Here is a 19,287-nt window from a genome sequence, read left to right as displayed (position 1 = left end):
GCGGCGGGTTGTGTCACGGTCGAGCGCGTCGCGCCCCTGAGCAGTTCGCTCGGAAGCGGGGTCGGCTGGTGTGCTGGCGCGCCGGAGTGACTGCGGGCATCCGGAGGGTGCGGGTGCTATCGGGGACGCGGTGTCAGGTTGTCCGGGTGGTGAGCCACGAGCGCCAGTCGGCGATGAAGTCGGCGCGGCTCGTGCCGAGGACTTCGCGCAGGGCGCGGTCTTCGGTGGTGGGGTTCTGTTCGGCCGCCGCGATGTGGTGGTAGAGCTGGACGAGGTGCGGGCGGTCGTACTTCTCGGCGGCGAAAGCGCAGATGGACCAGGCCTTTTCGTAGGCAAGTGCGGCGCTCGGGCCGGAGAATTCGGCGTCGGTGGGGAAGTTTTCGGGGATGTCGCCCGCGTGGATCCTGGCGGTGAGGGTGGGCGCGACAACGGCGAAGCGACGGCCCGGTCCCTGGTTGGCGGTGTAGTCGGCGAAGCCCTCCAGCATCCACAGCGGTGCGTTGTCGACGGTGTCGGCGCGGGCTGCCACGTGGGTGAGTTCGTGCCGCAGCAAGGTGGCCATTCCCGCGGGATCGAGGCGGCGGCCCGCGTCGGGCCCGAAGACCACCCGCTGGCCGGTGGGTTGGGAGCCGAACGGGAACGGGTCGGCGACCGACGCGGCGGCGACCTCGGCGGGCATGAGGGTGCCCGAGTGCAGCAGGGCCGCGAATTCGGACGGGGAAGAGGCTACGACCACCAGCGCCGACTGCGCCCAGCCGGTGCCCCATACGTCGGTCACCGCGACGGTAGCGGCGGCGAGTTCACGCTCCAGGATGTCGACATCGGCCTGTTGAGTGGGATGACCGACGACCAGGGACTGCCGTCCGGCACCGGTCGGCACCCGGCGGGCGACGATCGGTCCGAAGGGTTCGATGATGCGCCGAACCTCGGCCAGCCGGGGATCGTCGGCCGCGGCCTGGCTCATGACATCCTGGCTGGTCACATTGGTCGTACCGGGTTGGGATGCGCGCATTGTCGGCAGTGCCGAGTTGGGCAGCATGAGCAGGGCGACACACACGCCGGTCAGCACGACAACCATGGCGATGGTGAGACAGAACTCGAACCGACGCCGCGCCGACCACCAGTCGCGCAACCTCCGAATAGCAGTCATCCGAATAGCGGTCATAGACGTGCCTCGTCGGGGGCCATGCCGCAGATGAGAGCCTCTGGGCGGGCGGTCCGCGGTGCGTTGTATCGACCACCGGGGCCGCTCACGACTGCGCCCTGTGTCGTCGGTTCGCTCGCCGGCACTCGCGCACGACTGCGTCCGGCTGGGCGCTCGGCTTCGTCGTGCGCGCGCTGCGCTTTCGGTTCGCTCGCCGGCGCTCGCTCACGGCGCCTAGTATCGCCGAGCCGAGTGGAACGGTGTCGAGCCGAGGGGCGCGACCGCGACGGGGACGCCGAATGTGGAGGCGTGCAACATCAGTCCGTTGCCCGCGTAGATGCCGACATGTGAGGCGTCGGAGTAGAAGAAGACGACGTCGCCGGGCAGCATGTCTTGCTTGGCGACGGGTGTGCCGTAGGCGGCCTGCTGGGAACTGGTGCGCGGAACGGACTTGCCGACCTGTTTGAACGCCCATTGGACCAGGCCGGAGCAGTCGAACTGGTTCGGGCCGGTGGCGCCCCAGACATAAGGATCGCCGACACGGGTGAGCCCGGCGGCCAGCGCGCTGGTGCCGCTACCCGGGACGAGGCCCTGCAGCAGGGCGTCGCGGTCGTAGCCGGAGGGGAACGCCGAGCCCGCCAGCGCCGACTTATCCGTGGCCGATAGCGCGCTCCATGCCTGCACCACCTGGGCAATGGCGTTGCCGAGGTCACCACGCTTCTTTTCCAGATCGCTGCGCACGTCGTCGGCCTTCGCGGCGGCCGAGCGTGCGGCATCGGCAGCGACGCGGGCTGTCGTATCGGCCGCGGCCGCGGCGTCGGTGGCCTTCTTGTATCGATCGAGCTGGGCCGCCGTCTGTGCGGTGACCACGTCCAGTGTGGACATCTGGTCGAGCAGTTGCTGCGGTGAGTCGCTGACCAGCACGGCGAACAGGCGGTTGGTGCGCGCGCCCTGATAAGCGGCGATCGCGGTGCGGTCGATGACCGGCTGGTACCGGCGCACCTCGTCGCGGGCGCGGTTGACCAGGTCGGTGGTGGCGGCGAGTTTGGCATCCGCGTCACGCTGGACGACGAGCTTGGCGTCCAATTCGGTCTCCGCGTCCAGCGCGCGCTGGTTGAGCTGCTCGGACTGGCGGGAGAGGTCGATCATCCGCTGCACCGCCTCGGTGGCTGTCGCGGGCAGCGCGACCGGATCGGCTCCGGCCGGACCACCGCCGCACAGGCCCGCGGTGAGGATTCCGGCTGCGAGCGTCGCTCCCACCAGACGTTTCGTGCGCGTCCTTCGGTGATATCGCGTCGTTCGATGATATTCAGCCACAGCCCGCGGTGCCCCGTTCTCGTGAAGCGATCTCTCTCGTGAAACCGACGCAAAGGCCTTCGCCGAACCCGGAGGTTTGCCCGATGCGAACCCCGGGTACTCAGCAGAAGGTCTCGGTTAGGTTACGGAACGGTCTGCGTCGATGTCCAGTAGAGAACGAAACGATCACATCGCCCGCCCCGCGATCGGGCCACGATGCGGGGCCCGACCAGCGGCTTCTCAGAAGCGGCGCGCGCCTGCGATCGGCATGGAGGACATCGGCGCCACCCCCACCGGCGTGCCGGAGGTGGACGCGTGCACGATGTTGCCGTCACCGGCGTACAAGCCGGAGTGGCCGCCGCCGTAGAACGAGATCACGTCGCCCGGCCGCAGATCGTTCAGCGACACCGGGGTGCCCGCGGCGAGTTGCGCGCCGCTGGTGCGCGGTACCTCGACGCCCGCCTGTCGATAGGACCACTGGACCAGGCCGGAGCAGTCGAATGCGTTGGGGCCGGCGGCGCCGTAGACATAGGGGGCGCCGACCTTGCTCAGCGCGGCGTCCAGAGCGATCTCGCCGGCGGGCTTGGGGGCGACGAAGGGTAGCGGAGCCGGTCCGGGCAGTTCGAGGCCGGGGACGCCCTGAGGGATGGGGACCTCGTTCGGAACCTCGATGGTTCCCACGCCGGGGATGGTCAGCGGCTGGGCTGAGGCGGGGGCGGCCGGCAGCAGGAACGCGCCGAGGGTGGCTGCGCCGATGGCTCCGGCGGCGACTGCGCGCTGGGCCTGACGCTTGACGGCGTTGGTCGTCATGATGCGGTACTCCCAATCTGCCTCACGACGCCGCACCCGGTGGTGCCGCGGACTTCGTCGGACTCCGTGAGGTCTCGAAAAGATTACGAACACATCACGGTGATTTGTAAAGCCTGCGGAATGGGAAAAGCTGCTAATCGCAGAATTGGCGGCCGAATAGATGTGAGATATATCCCAGATAATCACGAAAATATAACGACGCCGAAATGGTGATTCCGTGGATGTCGCGACGTGGTTGGGGGCCGCCTCGGAGCCATCCCGCGCTGATATGGGTTTTCCCAGGTAGATCTAGTAAATCTGATGTAGATCCGGGTATGACCATCTCGTCGCGCGCCCTTGCGCTCGAGGCGGCCGACTACTCGGCGGCGCCCGATCCCGTGTCATGTGACGCGGCTCCGGGTTTGATACCGTTTTGTCTTGTTTGTGATCTGAGTCACTTTTCGACATTTCTAGATCATTTCCCGGATATGACCATCGAATCCCCTTGGTGTTATTCAGACATTTCGCACCGTCCCGCACACCCGTTTCCTGTCGGACCGTGGCCCTACGCTGCACGCCGTGTCCGACCCAGCGCCGCGTGTGACCGCCGCTCAGCAACTGGCCTTCGACGAACTCGACGCCCCGCTGTACGAGACCACTTTCGTAGTGGTCGACCTGGAGACCACGGGGACCAGCCCCGGAGCCGATGGCATCACCGAGATCGGCGCGGTCAAGGTGCGTGGCGGAGAGGTGCTCGGTGAGTTCGCGACACTGGTCGATCCGGGGCGCGCCGTGCCACCCGCGGTCGTGCACGTCACGGGGATCACCACCGCGATGGTCGCCGCCGCGCCGCGGATCGAGGCGGTGCTGCCCGGGTTCCTCGAATTCGCCGCCGGCGCGGTGCTCGTCGCGCACAACGCCCGGTTCGACATCGCGTTCCTGCGAGCCGCCGCGGCGCAGTGCGACACACCATGGCCCCCAGCGCAGGTGCTGTGCACGGTGAAACTCGCTCGCCGCGTGCTCGGACGCGACGAAGCGCCCTCGGTGCGGCTGAGCTCGCTGGCCCGTCTGCTCGGCGCCGCCACTGTGCCGACCCATCGTGCGCTACCGGACGCCCGCGCGACGGTCGACGTGCTGCACGCGCTGATCGGCCGCGTCGGCAACCAGGGCGTGCACAGCCTCACCGAGCTGCTCGACTACCTGCCCGACGTCACGCCCCGACAGCGCTCGAAGCGCTTCCTCGCCGCCGACCTGCCCACCGCCCCCGGGGTATATCTGTTCCGCGGTCCCTCGGATGCAGTCCTCTATATAGGGACAGCCGTGAACTTGCGCCGCCGCGTCCGCACCTACTTCACCGGTTCGGAGACCAGAGGCCGGATGAAAGAGATGGTGTCGCTGGCGATCCGGGTCGACCATGTGGTGTGTGCGCACGGGCTCGAGGCGGGAGTGCGGGAACTGCGGCTGCTGGTGGCGCATACCCCGCCGTACAACCGGCGGTCGAAGTATCCGAAGCGGGCATGGTGGCTCACGCTGACCGACGAGCCGTTCCCACGCTTCGCCGTGGTGCGCGAACCGGCCCGGGACGCGCTGGGGCCGTTCAACTCCCGCAACGACGCCGCGGAACTGGGCGCGATCATCGCCGAGTGCACGGGTCTGCGCAGCTGCACCACGCGACTGCCCCGGGATGCGGTCCACCACTGCCCGCCCGCGATCGTGGGCGGGTGCCCAGCGGGCGCGGACGGGAGATCGCTGCGGACCGCGGACTACGCGCCTGCTCCTGCGCTCGTGCGCGCACTGTTCGCGGGACGTTCCGACGCGCCGCTGCGGGCCATGTTCGATCGAATCGAAACACACTCCCGCGCCGAGCATTTCGAGGCCGCGGCGCGGTGGCGTGATCGCACCGCCATGGTGGTGCGTGCGCTGCGCCGCACACAGCGACTCGCCGCCGTGGCACGAATCGCCGAGCTGATCGCCGCGCATCCCGACGGCAACGGCGGTTGGGAGTTCGCGGTCATCCGATACGGTCGCCTCGCCGGTGCCGGCACCGCGCCGCGCGCAGTGCCGCCGATGCCGATCGTCGAACAGCTCGCCGCCGCCGCCGAAACGGTGGTTCCCGCAGGTATTTCCGTGCACTCCGAGCACGGGCTCGCGGACGCTGCGCCACTGCGCGGCGCCGCGCCGGAAGAAGTCGCCTTGGTGGTGCGCTGGCTGGAGCGACCCGGAGTCCGGATCGTGCGGACGACCGAGGGATATCGCGAGCCGATCTACGGCGCGGCACGGTGGCTGGGCTGGGCGGCGCAGGCCGGCGCGGCGGCGCAGGCCCGACCGGCCGACCAGGCATACCTCGACCGCTTAGGCTGAGCATCATGATTACCGCGATCGTCTTGATTCACGCCGACAACGGCCGTATCCCCGAGACCGCGCAGGCGGTGGCGGACACCGAGGGTGTCGCCGAGGTCTACTCCTGCGCGGGCGACGTGGACTTGATCGCGATCGTGCGGGTGCGCGATCACGAGCAGATCGCCGAGGTGGTGACCGGCCGGATCGACAAGATCTCCGGTGTCATCCGCACCACCACGCACATCGCGTTCAAGTCGTACTCGCGTGCCGAGGTGGAGGCGGGCTTCTCACTGGGGGAGTAGCCCGTGCAACGGGCCGGACGAGGACCCCACGTTCGGGTCGTGGTCACGATCCCGCCGCCTCCTGAGGTGGCGCGGTGCGCTCGGCGACCGGGGCAAGCGATGAGCGGCGGCGTGCCGCCGTGGTGACGGTCAGATTTCGCCGAGCGTCTGCGTGAGCTTCGCCCAGCGCTCCAACAACCCGGCCGCGTTGCCGGTGTCGATCGCCTCAGCGGCGCGCTCGACGCCCGCTGCCAGTGCGTCGTGCAGGTCCGCATCGGGATCGGCCGTGCCCCGCGACCAGTCGTAGGCCACGATCGCGGCGGCCGAATTCAGCACCACCGCGTCACGCACCGCGGTGCCGCGACCGGCGAACACCTCGCGGACCACGCCCGCGTTGACCTCGGCGTCGCCGCCGCGCAGCGCGTCCAGTTCCACCCGCGGGATCCCGATGCGGGTGGGGTCGATGGTCACCTGGCGCATACGCCCGCCGGTGACGACCCACGCAGTGGTGGTGTCCGATGTGGTGATCTCGTCCAAGCCGTCGTCGCCGCGCACCACCAGCACGCTGGAGCCGCGTTCGGCGAACACGCCGGCGATCACCGGGAGCAGATCGGGGAACGCGCACCCCACCAGTCCCGCACGCGGCTGCGCCGGGTTCGTCAACGGCCCGAGCACATTGAAGACGGTGGGAATACCGATCTGACGACGCGCCGCTCCCGCATACCGCAGCGCGGGATGGAAGTAGGCCGCGAAACAGAAACCGATACCGACTTCGCGGACACAGCGGGCCACCGACTCGGGACCGATCGCGAGCTTGACGCCGAGCGCCTCCAGCACATCGGCGCCGCCGCTCTTGGACGACGCGGCGCGGTTGCCGTGTTTGACGACCGGGACCCCGGCTGCGGCTACCACGACCGAGGACATGGTGGAGATGTTCACCGAGCCGGAACGGTCGCCACCGGTGCCGACGATGTCCACCGCGTCGCCGTCGATCGCCACCAGCCGGGCGTGGTCGAGCATGCCCGTGGCCAGTCCGGTCAGTTCGGCGGAGGTGGGGCCCTTGATCTTCATGGCGATGCCGAACGCGGCGATCTGCGCGGGGGTGGCGTTGTCGGACATGATCTCGTTCATCGCCCACGCCGTGTCGTCCGCGGCCAGGTCGCCACCGTCGGCGAGGGTTCCGAGCACCTGGGGCCAGCTGCGCACGCTCATTCCACACCTCTCCCGTCACACTGGTTTGCCCACCAGTTTGTCCGCAAGCAGCCTAGGCCCACCACTGGTTTCGAGCGTAGCGAGACCGAGCGAATCGAACACACGCGTCCATCTCAGCTTCTCCTTACCCTGGCCTGGCACGCTGGCAGCGGTCGGTTCGACGTCCGCGAATACCGCGTCCCCTGTGTCCGCGGCTGGTCGAGGCCTGTCCTTCCCCGGGTTTTCCGACCCCGTGTTCTCCGACGCGGAGAACAAGTTTCGTACCCGGCTGCCGCTGTCGTACTACGACGAGTCATACTTACCCCCGTGACGACCGCAGTAGGGACCCCAGGATCGGCCATTACCCAGCGTGTGCATTCGCTGAACCGGCCCAACATGGTCAGCGTCGGTACCATCATCTGGCTGTCCAGCGAACTGATGTTCTTCGCCGGCCTGTTCGCGATGTACTTCGTCGCGCGCGCCCAGGCGGCAACCTGGCCGCCGGAACCGACCGAGCTGAACCTGAAGCTCGCCGTGCCGGTCACGGCCGTGCTGGTCGCGTCCTCGTTCACCTGCCAGATGGGCGTCTTCGCCGCGGAGAAGGGCGACGTCTTCGGCCTGCGCCGCTGGTATGTCATCACCCTCGTGATGGGCGCGTTCTTCGTCAGCGGCCAGGGCTATGAGTACATGAACCTGGTCCACGAGGGCACGTCGATCTCCAGTAGCGCCTACGGCTCGGTGTTCTACATCACCACCGGCTTCCACGGACTGCACGTCATCGGCGGTCTGATCGCGTTCGTCTTCCTGCTGGTCCGCACCAAGGTGAGCAAGTTCACCCCCGCGCAGGCCACCGCAGCGATCGTAGTCTCCTACTACTGGCACTTCGTCGACATCGTGTGGATCGGGTTGTTCGCCACGATCTACTTCGTCCGCTGAGCGTGGCTGCCGCGCCGCGCAGCAGACGCGGCACGACCCCAGATCTTTTGCACAAGTCGGTTCCGTCTACTCCAAAGGGACACAGATGAGTTCATCTCCCCCGTCAGCGCCAGAGCCCGCGAGCCCCGGGAACGGCGAGGCCAGCAGGACGCGCAGGCAGCGCCGCGTTCGCCGTCGCATCGCGGGCGGGCTTGTGCTGCTGGTGGGCCTCGTCGGAGCAGGCTTCCTGGCGTCGGCGCTGACGCCGGACCCCCAGCGCGCGACCGCGCACGAGGACCAGTCCGCGCTGATCCGCGAGGGCCAGCAGCTCTACGACACGTCCTGCATCACCTGCCACGGCGCGAACCTGCAGGGTGTGACCGACCGTGGCCCGAGCCTGATCGGCGTCGGCGAGGCCGCTGTCTACTTCCAGGTATCCTCCGGCCGCATGCCGATGGCCCGCAACGAGGCCCAGGCGCAGCGCAAGCCGCCGAAGTTCGACGCGCATCAGACCGACGCGCTGAGTGCCTACGTGGCGGCCAACGGTGGCGGTCCCACGGTGGTCCGCGACGCCAACGGCGAGATCGCTCAGGAGTCGCTGCGCGGTGGCGACACCGCTCGCGGTTCGGAGCTGTTCCGGATGAACTGCGCGTCCTGCCACAACTTCACCGGACGCGGCGGTGCGCTGTCCTCCGGTAAGTTCGCGCCCCCGCTGGAGCCCGCCAGCGAGCAGCAGATCTTGGCGGCGATGCTCACCGGTCCGCAGAACATGCCGAAGTTCTCCGACCGTCAGCTGAGCCCGGAGGAGAAGCGCGACATCATCGCCTACGTCAAGAACGCGACCGAGGAGAAGAGCCCGGGCGGCTGGGATCTCGGCGGGTTCGGTCCCGCGACCGAGGGCCTGGCCATCTGGGTGGTCGGCATCACGCTCACGGTCGGCGCCGCGTTGTGGATCGGATCCCGGTCATGACCGTTGCGCGCCCGGCGGCGGTAGCTTACGTGACCACGGCAGGCGCCCGGTCATGCCGAAAGGACACAGGTCATGAGGGATAAGGAGCGAGACGACATGGGTCGGGCGGATGAGGGCCACGACGCGCAACCGTCGAACGACCAGTCGGCGCACGCCACCCTGGCGGAGCCGACCGAGGCGGAACTCGACGCGATGTCGCACGATGAGCTGGTCGAGCTGGGTACCGCGCGTGACGACGTGGACGTCGCCTACCGTCGCGAACGTTTCCCGATCCCGGGCACCCGCGCGGAGAAGCGGGCCGAGCGCGCGGTGACCTTCTGGTTCGCGGTGTCCGGCATCGCGGCCGCCGCACTGGTCGGCGTGTTCCTGTTCTGGCCCTGGGAATTCAAGGGCAAGGAAGAGGAGGGCCACGGCGTCTACTCGCTGTTCACCCCGCTGATCGGTCTGACCCTCGGCATCTCCGTCCTGGTCATCGGCGTGGCGGTGGTGTTGATCCGCAAGCTGTTCATCCCCGCTGAGCTGTCCATCCAGACGCGGCACGACGGTCCCTCGCCGGAGGTGGAGCGCCGCACCCTGGTGGCCGAGCTGCAGGACGCGCTGGAGACCTCCACCCTCGGTCGCCGCAAGATGCTCACCCGCACCGCGGGCGCCGGCGTCGGCGTACTCGGTATCGGCGCGCTGCTGGTCTTCGTCGGCGGCATGATCAAGAACCCGTGGGCCAAGGGCGACAAGTCGCCGCTGTGGGTCTCCGGCTGGACCCCGGATTACCCGGGCGAAACCATCTACATCCGCCGCGACACCGGTCGCCCGGAGGATGTCGTGCTGGTGCGTCCGGAAGATCTGGACGCGGGGGGCATGGAAACCGTGTTCCCGTGGAAGGAGAAGTGGCGCGGCGACGAACACGCCACGCTGGCGTCACTGCGCGGTGTCCGCAACGCTGTCATGCTGATCCGCCTGCGCACCGAGGACGCGCAGAAGGCGATCAAGCGCAAGGGCCAGGAGAGCTTCAACTACGGCGACTACTTCGCCTATTCGAAGATCTGCACCCACCTCGGCTGCCCGACGTCACTGTTCGAGCAGCAGACCAACCGGATCCTGTGCCCCTGCCACCAGTCGCAGTTCTCGGCGACCGAATGGGGCAAGCCGGTCTTCGGTCCCGCCGCTCGCGCGCTGCCGCAGCTGCCGATCACCGTCAACGCTGAGGGCTTCCTGGTCGCCAACGGCGACTTCATCGAGCCGCTCGGCCCGGCCTACTGGGAGCGCCGTTCATGAGTCCTTCTGTCGCAGCCCAAGCCCATGGGGCGGACGAGCGGTATCGGGCCGCCGCGTTTCTGAAGCGGTCGATCAACAAGGTCTTCCCGACGCATTGGTCGTTCCTGCTCGGTGAGATCGCGCTCTACAGCTTCATCATCCTGCTGCTGTCGGGTGTGTATCTGACATTGTTCTTCGACCCTTCGATGACGGAGGTCGTCTACAACGGGTCCTACCAGCCCCTGCGCGGTGTGACGATGTCACGGGCGTACGAGACGGCGCTGAACATCTCGTTCGAGGTGCGCGGTGGTCTGTTCGTCCGGCAGGTGCATCACTGGGCGGCGTTGCTGTTCGCGGCGTCGATCATCGTGCATCTGTTCCGGATCTTCTTCACCGGCGCCTTCCGCAAACCACGGGAAGCGAACTGGGTCATCGGTTCGCTGCTGCTGATCCTGGCGATGTTCGAGGGGTTCTTCGGCTACTCGCTGCCGGATGACCTGCTCTCGGGCACCGGTCTGCGGGCCGCGTTCGGCGGACTCGTGATGGGTATCCCGATCATCGGCACGTGGCTGCACTGGCTGATGTTCGGTGGCGATTTCCCAGGTGAGATCATCATCCCGCGTCTGTACATCGCGCATGTGCTGCTGTTCCCGGGCATCATCCTGGCGTTGATCGCCGCGCACATCGCGCTGGTGTGGTACCAGAAGCACACCCAGTTCCCCGGGCCGGCCCGCACCGAGAACAACGTGGTCGGCGCGCGGATCTTGCCGGTGTTCGCGGCGGATCAGGGCGCGTTCTTCGCCTTCACCCTCGGTATCGTCGCGATCATTTCCGGCGTGTTCCAGATCAACCCGATCTGGAATCTGGGGCCCTACAACCCCTCGCAGGTGTCAGCCGGCTCGCAGCCGGACTTCTACATGATGTGGACCGATGGGTTCCTTCGCCTGTTGCCGCCATGGGAGATCTATCTGTTCGATCGCTACACCATCCCGGCCCCGTTCTGGGTCATGCTGGTGATGGGCGCGGTGTTCGGAATGCTGATCGCCTACCCGTGGATCGAGAAGCGCCTCACCGGCGATACGGTCGCGCACCACAACCTGCTGCAGCGGCCGCGCGATGTGCCGGTCCGCACCGCGATCGGTGCGATGGCGATCGCGTTCTACGTGGTGCTCACCCTGTCGTGCAACAACGACATCATCGCGTTGAAGTTCGATATCTCCCTCAACGCCACCACTTGGATCGGCCGCATCGGAGTGCTCATCGCGCCGCCGATCGCCTATTACCTCACCTACCGGTTCTGCATCGGCCTGCAGCGCAGCGATCGCGCGGTGCTCGAGCACGGCATCGAGACCGGTGTGATCAAGCGTCTGCCGCACGGCGAGTACATCGAGGTGCACCAGCCGCTGGGGCCGGTCGATGACCACGGTCACCCGATTCCGCTGGAGTACCAGGGTGCCCCGGTCCCGAAGAAGATGAACAAGCTGGGCTCCGCTGGCAGGCCGGGCACCGGCAGCTTCCTCCGTGCGGACCCGCAGGCGGAAAGCGACAAGCACTTCGAGATCGAGCACGCGGAAGAGCACAAGCAGTTGAAGGTGCTGCAGCGGGCTCAGGAGGCGGCGAACGGCAACCACAGCCACTGACGCGTCCACACGCCAGCCCCCGAGTCCGATGGGACCCGGGGGCCGGCGTGCGTGCACGGGTGGGGGTGTTACAGGTGCGGCGCCGCGCGACGGGCGGCCTCGATGGCGTCGAATTTGGCCAGATTGTGCCGGGCGTCGGCCAGCGCGTCATGGGCGTCCGGCGGGATCGGCGGAAGCTCGGGACGACCGTGCGCCGCCCAGTGCTGGCGCAGCTCGTTGGTGTAGCGGGGCAGCGCGGTGGGAAGGTCGACCATCGACCCCCACAGCTGGCACAGCGCCACATGGTCGTAGGCGGCGACCCACGCCCACAGCTCCGGCTGCACACTGGGGCGGGGCACCAGAAACGCATACAGCTCGTCGCGGATCTGCGCGCGGCTGCGCCACAGCGGTGACGCCGGCGACGGCAGTTGCGGTAGCACGAATTTGCGCACCCATGGTCCCGCACGGTCTGGATCGAATTCGGTGGATACTGCGTAGTACTCCCGGCCGTCCTCGCAGACGACGCCGATGGAGATCAAATCGATCGTCACTCCATCTTCGATGAATTCGCAGTCGTAGAAATATCGCAGCGAGATCGGTCTCTCCTCGGCCTTCAGGTGCCGTTACGGCAGGTGATGGGTTCCCAGCAACCTTATGGTGGCGGGTGGCTCCGCTGCGCAAGGGGCCATATGGTGGAGATTTTCGCCACCTTGGTGCAACCCTTCGACCCCCGCCACCGGGTATCGCAGCAGGGTGTCCGGTCCGTATTCTGAAGGAGTGAACTGGACCGTCGACGTACCCATCGATCGCCTACCCGAACTGCCGCCGCTGCCCGCCGAGCTGCGCAGACGGCTGGACGACGCGCTGGCGCGCACCGCGCTGCAGCAGCCGTCCTGGGATCCGGAGCAGGCGGCCATGATGCGCACCGTGTTGGAGAGCGTGCCGCCGATCTGCGTTCCCGCCGAGGTCGAAGAGCTGCGATCGCAGCTGGCCGAGGTCGCGCGCGGCGACGCGTTCCTCTTGCAGGGCGGCGACTGCGCGGAAACGTTCGCCGACAACACCGAGCCGCACATTCGTGGCAACATCCGCACGTTGCTGCAGATGGCGGTCGTGCTCACATATGGCGCGAGCCTGCCGGTGGTCAAGGTGGCGCGCATCGCGGGTCAGTACGCCAAACCGCGCTCCTCCGACCTCGATTCGCTCGGCCTCAAGTCCTACCGCGGCGACATGGTGAACGCACTGGCGGCCGATGCGGCGCAGCGCGAACACGACCCGTCGCGGCTGGTCCGCGCCTACGCCAATGCCAGTGCCGCGATGAACCTGGTGCGGGCGTTGACCGGCGCGGGCATGGCCGACCTGCACAAGGTGCACGACTGGAACCGCGACTTCGTCGCCAAGTCGCCGGCGGGAGCCCGATACGAGGCGCTGGCCGAGGAGATCGACCGCGGCCTCGCGTTCATGACAGCGTGCCGGGTCAACGACCCGGGTCTCAAATCAGCGCGGATCTACGCCAGTCACGAGGCGCTGGTGCTGGACTACGAGCGGGCGATGCTTCGGCTGAGCGAAAACGCGATCGGTGAGCCGGTGCTCTACGACCTGTCCGCGCACTTCCTCTGGATCGGCGAGCGCACCCGCCAGCTCGACGGCGCGCATATCGCGTTCGCGGAGCTGGTCGCCAACCCGATCGGCCTGAAGATCGGTCCGTCCACCACGCCCGAGCAGGCCATGGAATACGTCGAGCGGCTGGACCCGAACAACGAGCCGGGCCGGCTCACCATCGTCTCCCGCATGGGCAACACCAAGGTCCGCGAGGTCCTGCCGCCCATTATCGAAAAGGTGCAGGCCACCGGCCACCAGGTGATCTGGCAGTGCGACCCGATGCACGGCAATACCCACGAGGCGTCCACCGGGTTCAAGACCCGTCACTTCGACCGCATCGTCGACGAGGTGCAAGGCTTCTTCGAGGTGCACCACGCGCTCGGCACGCATCCCGGCGGCATGCACATCGAATTGACCGGCGAGGACGTCACCGAATGCCTCGGTGGCGCCCAGGACATCTCGGATCTGGATTTGTCCGGCCGCTACGAGACCGCCTGCGATCCCCGGCTGAACACCCAGCAATCGCTGGAGCTCGCCTTCCTCGTCGCGGAGATGCTGCGCTGAGCTTCGGCGCGCCGCCGGTACCCGGTGCGCCGAGGTCAGGGGAGCGCGACCAGTGACACGGTGCTGCCGGGCTCGACATTCGCGCCGATAGCGGGCGTTTGCGAAATGATCACCGAGGAGTCCGACCGGGTGAGCTGACTGACCTGGACCTGCAAACCCAGCTTCTCCAGCCGGGTCCGGGCGTCACCGACGGTGGCACCGAGCAGACTCGGCATCTTCAACGCGTTGGAGACCAGCAATACGACGCCGTCGCCGGACTGAATCGTCGCTCCGGCGGCGGGGTCGGTGCCGATGGCATGGTCGGCTTCAACGCCGCGATCGAACTGATTGCGGTTCTCGCGCACCGTGATTCCGGCCGCGGTGAGGATCTGCACCGCCTCCGCGCTGGGACGGCCACGGACGTCGGGCACGCGGACCGGCTGAGATCCCTTGCTGCGGAACACTTTCACTTGCGCGCCGAGGGGCAGCACCGTCCCCGGCTTCGGTTCCACTCTGGCGAGGGTGCCTTTGGGTGCGGTGCTGGATTCCTCTCCCGCGTCGACCGGCTGCAGCCCGCCATCCCGGATCAACTGGTTGACCCGCGGCACTTGGGCACCGGGTTGGACGTCCGGCACCTTGGGCTTCCCGCTGGAGACCATGACCGCGACCGTCGACCCCTTGGTGACTTTGGAACCGGCCGACGGGTCGCTGCCGACCACGCCGCCCACGGGGATCGTGTCCGACGCTCTCTGCCGGACCTCGGTCTCGAAACCGGCATCCTGCAGCGTGGCGATGGCCTTGTCGGTGCTCAATCCAGCGACCGGTGGAATCGCCGAATAGCGGCCGAAACCGAGCCACCAGCCGCCGATCCCGACCAACAGGGTCAGGACCGCGACGATGGCCACCCACACCCACACGGTGCGCCGCGACCGGCTGAGTTCATGGGCGTAGGGCGAATACGGCGGCGCGGGGTGGGTCTGGGGAACGGGTGGCGGCTGGTCGTAGATGTCCGGCGGGCCGTAGTCGACACGGGAACGCGGGGCGGTGACCACCTTCGTGTGCTGCACGGGTTGCGGTGGACGCGGCTCGTGCGCCGACGCCCCCGCGGGACCTCGGCGGCCATCGTGGTCCGGCGCGACAGCCCGGTAGCCGGCGCTGAGATGTTCGGCCGACTCTTGGGGCGCGGGCACCCGGTAGGCGGGCAGGTGCAGTGCCGCGCTGATCTGGCGCAGCGTGCCGGCCATTTCATTCGCGTCCGCGAAGCGGTGCGCGGGCTCGCGCGCGGTGGCTTTGGCGACCAACTCATCGAATTCCGGCGGTACACCGGAGATGAATCCGCTCGGGCTCGGCACGTCGTTCTCGATGCGCTGATAGGCCACCGAAAGTGCCGTGTCGCCGGTGAAAGGCACACGGCCGGTGAGCATTTCGAAGATCAGCAGGCCAAAGGAGTACACGTCGCTGCGCGCGTCGGCGAAGCCGCTGGTGACCTGCTCAGGGGAGAGGTAGGCAGCGGTGCCGAGAATGACGCTCGCCGACGTGGTGTTCGCCGCGGCGACCGCCCGGACCAAGCCGAAATCGGCGATCTTCACTTCACCCGCATCGGAGACCAGCACGTTCTCCGGTTTGATATCGCGGTGCACCAGGCCTGCCGAGTGCGCGACTCCGACCGCCGCGAGCACCGGCTCGGCGACCGCGCGCACCGCGTGCGGGGGCATCGGGCCACGCTCGCGCAGCAGTTCGCGCAGCGTGCCGCCCTCGACCAACTCCATGATCAGGAAGGGGTGCTCGCCGTCGACACCCTGGTCGTACACCGCGACCAGCGACGGGTGCTTGAGCTTGGCAACCGCGCGCGCCTCGAACTCGAACCGGGACAGGAACTGCGGGTCACCGGCGAACTTCGGATCCATCACTTTGACAGCGACCGGCCGGTCCAGGCGGGTATCGACCCCCCGGAAGACCATCGACATGCCGCCGCGGGCGATCGGCGCATCGATCCGATAGCGCCCTTCCAGCATCTGGCCGATCAAGTGATGTCCTCCGGCTTTCACAAAAGTTCTCACCCGTCGCGCGATACCTGCGACGAGCGGTCAACCGCTCCCTGCGGCCCTCACGATGGTATCGACTCCCACCACGCCGGGTGGCTCACGACGTGCGATGCCGGACCGTCTACCGTTGTGCGGGTGAGTGCATTTCCCTGCAGCGAGGACGTCCTTCCCCAGTCGGTGACCCTGGTGCCACTGCCCGAGGTGGCCGACCGACTCGGGCTGGTGGTGACCCGAGTGCATCAGATGCTGCGCGACCACCACTTGATCGCCGTGCGCAGACACGGCGTGGCGGGCATCCCCGAGCGCTTCTTCGACGACACCGGCGCGGTCGTGAAGCCGCTCCCGGGCCTGATCACGGTCATGCGGGACGCGAAATATACCGACGAAGAGATCCTGGAATGGATCTTCACCGAGGACGACAGCCTGCCCGGAAAGCCGATCGACGCCCTGCACGGCCCGCTCGCCCGCGAAGTGTTGCGCCGAGCGTCGGCGGATCCGTTTTGACGGTAGCGGGGAGTCGGTTGTTCTCGTTCAGCGCTGGAACCCACTGCGGAGGGTGGCGGTGGTGAATTCGGTGGCGGCTACACGGAGGCGGTGGCGGCGGGGGACTACTGCGCGGTGCGCGAAGACAGCGTAGTCGCTGCGTTCGATGTGGTGCAGGATGTCGGCGTAAAGGGTGGTCGCGGTGCGGATGGCGGGGCGAACGCGCGGCTCGAGCAGGGCGATGCCGGGCTCGGCGCGGCGGTAGAGATCGCGGTTGACGGCGATGAGGTGGGCGAGGGCACGGCGTACACGCGGGTCGGTGCATCCGGTGCTGCGGCACTCGAGCAGCAGGTCGGCATCCACGCCGAACGCGCTGAGTGCGTCAGCGGGCAGATAGACCCGGTCGCGATCGAGGTCCTCCGCGACATCGCGCAGGAAGTTGGTGAGCTGGAAGGCCTCGCCGAGCGCGGCGGCGGCCGGTTCGGCCTCGGACACCGGGGCCACGGTGCCGAGCACCGGGAGCAACTGCAATCCGATCGCGGCCGCGGAGCCACGCATGTACTCCTGTAGCTCGGCCATGGTGGCGTATCGGTTCCGGAAGACCCTGGTGTCCGGTACGTCCATCCGCATGGAATCGAGGAACGTCCAGAAGTGCCGCGGGGCGATCGCGTAGCGCCGGATGGTATCGGTGACCGCGGCCAGGATCAGCGTTCGCGTCCGCGCACCGGGCGCGTTCTCCGGGTTCGGGGCGGATGGTACGGAGGTCGGCTCACCGGTCGGCGGCAGAGCGAGTGTGCCTGATTCGAGCGTGTCTCTCAGCTTCCGCTCGATCCGGTCGAGCGTATCGGCCGGTCCGCGACCCGGCGTTGTGCCTGTGTCCGCTGCGCCGTGCCGATCGGCGCGGTCGACGACGTCGTCCACCATCCGCGCGAATGCGTACAGCGCGTGCACGGCCGGCCGCCGCTCGGGCGACAGCAGACGAGTGGCCAGGAAGTAGGTGCGGCCGTGGGTGGCGGCGATCTGTCGGCATTCCCGGTAGGCCAGTGCGAGCAGGGCGTCGGCCGATAGCTGCTCGTCGGTCATTGGGTGATCGGCGCGGCGGTGGCGCTGCTCGGCGGGCCGGCGCGCAAGCGCAGCGGGTCCACCGTGCGCAGCGACAGCGCCGCGACCACAGCGGCGAAGGTGGCGGCGACGACATGCCAGAAGTTGTAGAGGCCGATCGAACCGTCCGGCTGGAAGACCAGCATGAGCCAGGTACACACACCCACCAGCGCCATCAGCGTGGTGGTGGACAACGCGAACCCGGCGGCCAGTGCCAGCGGCCACGAGTAGTACCAGGGCAGGGCGGCGGGGGAGAGGATGACGATCGCGACAAAGGCGATCAGGATGCCGAGGACCGCCTCCCGTTCGCTGTGCCGGAACCGCCACCACGTCCAGGCCAGCACCGCCACCAAGGCGAGCGCGCACATCGCACGGGTCACCTCGAGTACCGACTCCAACCGCAGCGGGGTCACCCAGGTGACGGCGTGGGCCATGACGGTGGGCAGCGAAAGCCAGTTGATGATCTTCTTCGAGCCGGACAGCGCGGTCAGCCAGCCGATGCCGACACCGGCGATGGCCGAAGCGGTCACGAACACCACCGCGAAGACGCTGAGGCCGAGGCCGGCGATCTTGCCGAACATCAGCGCGGGATGCGGCATATCCGCGGTGCGCTCGGCGGCGTCGCCCGGCTGCTCGCCCGGGGGCAGGCGCGTCGGGTCCTGCCCGACGCGCAACGCCGCTCGGCGCTCCCGTTCGTGCAGCATCCAGATCCACACCAGGAATGGCAGCGCGACACCCGCGGTCGCCTTGATGGCCACGCCGATCGCGACCACCACGACGCCCGCCACATGGTGACGCTCCAGTACCAGCGCGATGCCCGCGCACATCAGCCCGACCATCAGCATCTCGTTGTGCACCCCGCCGATCAGGTGGATCAGCACCAGCGGGTTGAGCACCGCCAGCCACAACGCGACGGTGGGTTTGCCGCCGAGATGCTTGGTCAGATACGGCACCGCCCACATCATCAGCACCAGGCCGGGCAGCATGACCAGCCGCATCGCGATCGTGCCCGCCACCACGTTGTCGCCGGTCACCGCCGTGATCGCGCGCCCGAGCAGCAGGAACCCGGGGCCGTACGGCGCGGTGGTGGTGGTCCAGACCGGGCTCACATTGTCCAGCAGCACACCGGGATTCGCGACCGGCCCGACCTGGTAGGGGTCGAAGCCATCGCGCAGCAGCGCGCCCTGCGCCAGGTAGGAGTAGGCGTCGCGGCTGAACATCGGCACGGCGAACAGCAGCGGGGCGATCCAGATGCCGACGATCGCGCGCAGCTCGTTCAGCGTCACCCCGGCGCCGATCCGGTCGCCGGTTCCGATCGTGGCGCGCCCGAGCCGGACCCAGGCGGTGATCATCAGCAGCACACCGATCCAGATGCAGATGGTGGACAGCGCGTAGCCGTGCCCGAACCGCAGCCAGGACAGGTGCATGGCTTCCAGCAGCGGGTCACGCTTGCGGACGCTGCCCGCGCCGAATCCGCCGAAGGTGATCATGACGGCGCCGAAGAATCCGAGTAGTGCGGCGCGGCCCTCGGGGCTCCTGGCGAAATCGGCGTAGGTGCGCACCCACCACAGGAAAGTGCGGGGGGCGGCTGATTCCCGACGTGCGGAGGTGGGCGATGCTCGGCCGGGGCTATCGGCGGATGCGGCCTCTGCGGTGCGCGTTTCGGGGGATGCCATCTGGTTTCGGTCCCCCCGAATGGTCGGCGGTCGCAACCGCGAGC

The 19,287-nt window shown here is 68.1% G+C and carries 16 protein-coding genes; 8 read left to right on the top strand and 8 right to left on the bottom strand.

Annotated features, from left to right (window positions below; genetic code table 11):
• Positions 1–133 precede the first annotated feature (133 nt).
• The 3 genes from ACT86A_RS21695 to ACT86A_RS21685 all read right to left on the bottom strand — a co-directional run bounded on the left by ACT86A_RS21695 (position 134) and on the right by ACT86A_RS21685 (position 3,250).
• Positions 134–1,165 (bottom strand): hypothetical protein, encoded by a 1,032-nt coding sequence (locus tag ACT86A_RS21695; protein WP_445094010.1) that lies wholly within the window; start codon positions 1,163–1,165, stop codon positions 134–136.
• A gap of 213 nt (positions 1,166–1,378) precedes the next feature.
• A complete protein-coding gene (locus ACT86A_RS21690) occupies positions 1,379–2,404 on the bottom strand; it encodes an NlpC/P60 family protein (protein WP_445094009.1) in 1,026 nt (341 codons plus the stop codon).
• Between the two features lie 276 nt (positions 2,405–2,680).
• The gene (locus ACT86A_RS21685) at positions 2,681–3,250 is read right to left on the bottom strand and encodes a C40 family peptidase (RefSeq protein WP_445094008.1); all 570 of its coding nucleotides are present in this window, start codon (positions 3,248–3,250) and stop codon (positions 2,681–2,683) included.
• A gap of 558 nt (positions 3,251–3,808) precedes the next feature.
• Here ACT86A_RS21685 and ACT86A_RS21680 point away from each other — a divergent pair.
• Positions 3,809–5,590 carry a DEDD exonuclease domain-containing protein gene (locus ACT86A_RS21680; RefSeq protein ID WP_445094007.1) on the top strand — a complete coding sequence of 594 codons (1,782 nt, stop codon included), beginning with the start codon at positions 3,809–3,811 and terminating at the stop codon, positions 5,588–5,590.
• Positions 5,591–5,595: 5 nt separating this feature from the next.
• The gene (locus ACT86A_RS21675) at positions 5,596–5,871 is read left to right on the top strand and encodes an Lrp/AsnC family transcriptional regulator (protein WP_445094006.1); all 276 of its coding nucleotides are present in this window, start codon (positions 5,596–5,598) and stop codon (positions 5,869–5,871) included.
• A gap of 129 nt (positions 5,872–6,000) precedes the next feature.
• Here ACT86A_RS21675 and trpD read toward each other — a convergent pair whose 3' ends face one another.
• Positions 6,001–7,062 carry an anthranilate phosphoribosyltransferase gene (gene trpD, locus ACT86A_RS21670; RefSeq protein ID WP_445094005.1) on the bottom strand — a complete coding sequence of 354 codons (1,062 nt, stop codon included), beginning with the start codon at positions 7,060–7,062 and terminating at the stop codon, positions 6,001–6,003.
• A gap of 306 nt (positions 7,063–7,368) precedes the next feature.
• Here trpD and ctaE point away from each other — a divergent pair, with 306 nt between their 5' ends.
• From ctaE to qcrB, 4 genes are all read left to right on the top strand, one after another.
• A complete protein-coding gene (gene ctaE / locus ACT86A_RS21665) occupies positions 7,369–7,977 on the top strand; it encodes an aa3-type cytochrome oxidase subunit III (RefSeq protein ID WP_445094004.1) in 609 nt (202 codons plus the stop codon).
• Positions 7,978–8,062: 85 nt separating this feature from the next.
• Positions 8,063–8,926, top strand: a complete 864-nt coding sequence (qcrC, locus tag ACT86A_RS21660) for a cytochrome bc1 complex diheme cytochrome c subunit (protein ID WP_445094003.1) — start codon at positions 8,063–8,065, stop codon at positions 8,924–8,926.
• Positions 8,927–9,022: 96 nt separating this feature from the next.
• Positions 9,023–10,198, top strand: a complete 1,176-nt coding sequence (gene qcrA, locus ACT86A_RS21655; RefSeq protein WP_445094066.1) for a cytochrome bc1 complex Rieske iron-sulfur subunit — start codon at positions 9,023–9,025, stop codon at positions 10,196–10,198.
• Positions 10,195–11,817 (top strand): cytochrome bc1 complex cytochrome b subunit, encoded by a 1,623-nt coding sequence (gene qcrB / locus ACT86A_RS21650; protein ID WP_445094002.1) that lies wholly within the window; start codon positions 10,195–10,197, stop codon positions 11,815–11,817. The genes qcrA and qcrB overlap by 4 nt, the downstream gene beginning before the upstream one ends.
• Before the next feature lie 68 nt (positions 11,818–11,885).
• On the opposite strand, the gene ACT86A_RS21645 is transcribed toward qcrB, so the two are convergent.
• Entirely contained in the window at positions 11,886–12,386 is a 501-nt protein-coding gene (locus ACT86A_RS21645; RefSeq protein WP_445094065.1) for a polyadenylate-specific 3'-exoribonuclease AS, read from the bottom strand.
• Positions 12,387–12,573: 187 nt separating this feature from the next.
• On the opposite strand from ACT86A_RS21645, the gene ACT86A_RS21640 reads away from it, so the two are divergent.
• Positions 12,574–13,959 carry a class II 3-deoxy-7-phosphoheptulonate synthase gene (locus ACT86A_RS21640; protein WP_445094001.1) on the top strand — a complete coding sequence of 462 codons (1,386 nt, stop codon included), beginning with the start codon at positions 12,574–12,576 and terminating at the stop codon, positions 13,957–13,959.
• Between the two features lie 35 nt (positions 13,960–13,994).
• On the opposite strand, the gene pknB is transcribed toward ACT86A_RS21640, so the two are convergent.
• Positions 13,995–15,953 (bottom strand): Stk1 family PASTA domain-containing Ser/Thr kinase, encoded by a 1,959-nt coding sequence (gene pknB / locus ACT86A_RS21635; protein ID WP_445094064.1) that lies wholly within the window; start codon positions 15,951–15,953, stop codon positions 13,995–13,997.
• 165 nt (positions 15,954–16,118) lie between these two features.
• Here pknB and ACT86A_RS21630 point away from each other — a divergent pair, with 165 nt between their 5' ends.
• Positions 16,119–16,487 carry an Rv2175c family DNA-binding protein gene (locus ACT86A_RS21630; RefSeq protein WP_445094000.1) on the top strand — a complete coding sequence of 123 codons (369 nt, stop codon included), beginning with the start codon at positions 16,119–16,121 and terminating at the stop codon, positions 16,485–16,487.
• Positions 16,488–16,514: 27 nt separating this feature from the next.
• On the opposite strand, the gene ACT86A_RS21625 is transcribed toward ACT86A_RS21630, so the two are convergent.
• Both ACT86A_RS21625 and ACT86A_RS21620 read right to left on the bottom strand, forming a co-directional pair.
• Positions 16,515–17,549, bottom strand: a complete 1,035-nt coding sequence (locus ACT86A_RS21625; protein ID WP_445093999.1) for a phytoene/squalene synthase family protein — start codon at positions 17,547–17,549, stop codon at positions 16,515–16,517.
• Positions 17,546–19,243, bottom strand: a complete 1,698-nt coding sequence (locus tag ACT86A_RS21620) for an alpha-(1->6)-mannopyranosyltransferase A (protein WP_445093998.1) — start codon at positions 19,241–19,243, stop codon at positions 17,546–17,548. Before ACT86A_RS21620 ends, ACT86A_RS21625 begins: the two co-directional genes overlap by 4 nt.
• Positions 19,244–19,287 lie beyond the last annotated feature (44 nt).

This window comes from Nocardia glycosmidis (genome assembly GCF_052545115.1).
Note: the sequence above shows the minus strand (reverse complement) of the source record. Positions and strands in the feature narration are given on the sequence as shown.

What these genes read in the sequence shown, in the direction of transcription:
- ACT86A_RS21685 (WP_445094008.1), bottom strand. Translation starts at nt 3,250, where the DNA reads ATGACGACCAACGCCGTCAAGCGTCAGGCCCAGCGCGCAGTCGCCGCC.
- qcrB (WP_445094002.1), top strand. Translation starts at nt 10,195, where the DNA reads ATGAGTCCTTCTGTCGCAGCCCAAGCCCATGGGGCGGACGAGCGGTAT.
- ACT86A_RS21625 (WP_445093999.1), bottom strand. Translation starts at nt 17,549, where the DNA reads ATGACCGACGAGCAGCTATCGGCCGACGCCCTGCTCGCACTGGCCTAC.
- ACT86A_RS21620 (WP_445093998.1), bottom strand. Translation starts at nt 19,243, where the DNA reads ATGGCATCCCCCGAAACGCGCACCGCAGAGGCCGCATCCGCCGATAGC.
- qcrA (WP_445094066.1), top strand. Translation starts at nt 9,023, where the DNA reads ATGGGTCGGGCGGATGAGGGCCACGACGCGCAACCGTCGAACGACCAG.
- pknB (WP_445094064.1), bottom strand. Translation starts at nt 15,953, where the DNA reads ATGCTGGAAGGGCGCTATCGGATCGATGCGCCGATCGCCCGCGGCGGC.
- ACT86A_RS21675 (WP_445094006.1), top strand. Translation starts at nt 5,596, where the DNA reads ATGATTACCGCGATCGTCTTGATTCACGCCGACAACGGCCGTATCCCC.
- trpD (WP_445094005.1), bottom strand. Translation starts at nt 7,062, where the DNA reads ATGAGCGTGCGCAGCTGGCCCCAGGTGCTCGGAACCCTCGCCGACGGT.
- ACT86A_RS21695 (WP_445094010.1), bottom strand. Translation starts at nt 1,165, where the DNA reads ATGACCGCTATTCGGATGACTGCTATTCGGAGGTTGCGCGACTGGTGG.
- qcrC (WP_445094003.1), top strand. Translation starts at nt 8,063, where the DNA reads ATGAGTTCATCTCCCCCGTCAGCGCCAGAGCCCGCGAGCCCCGGGAAC.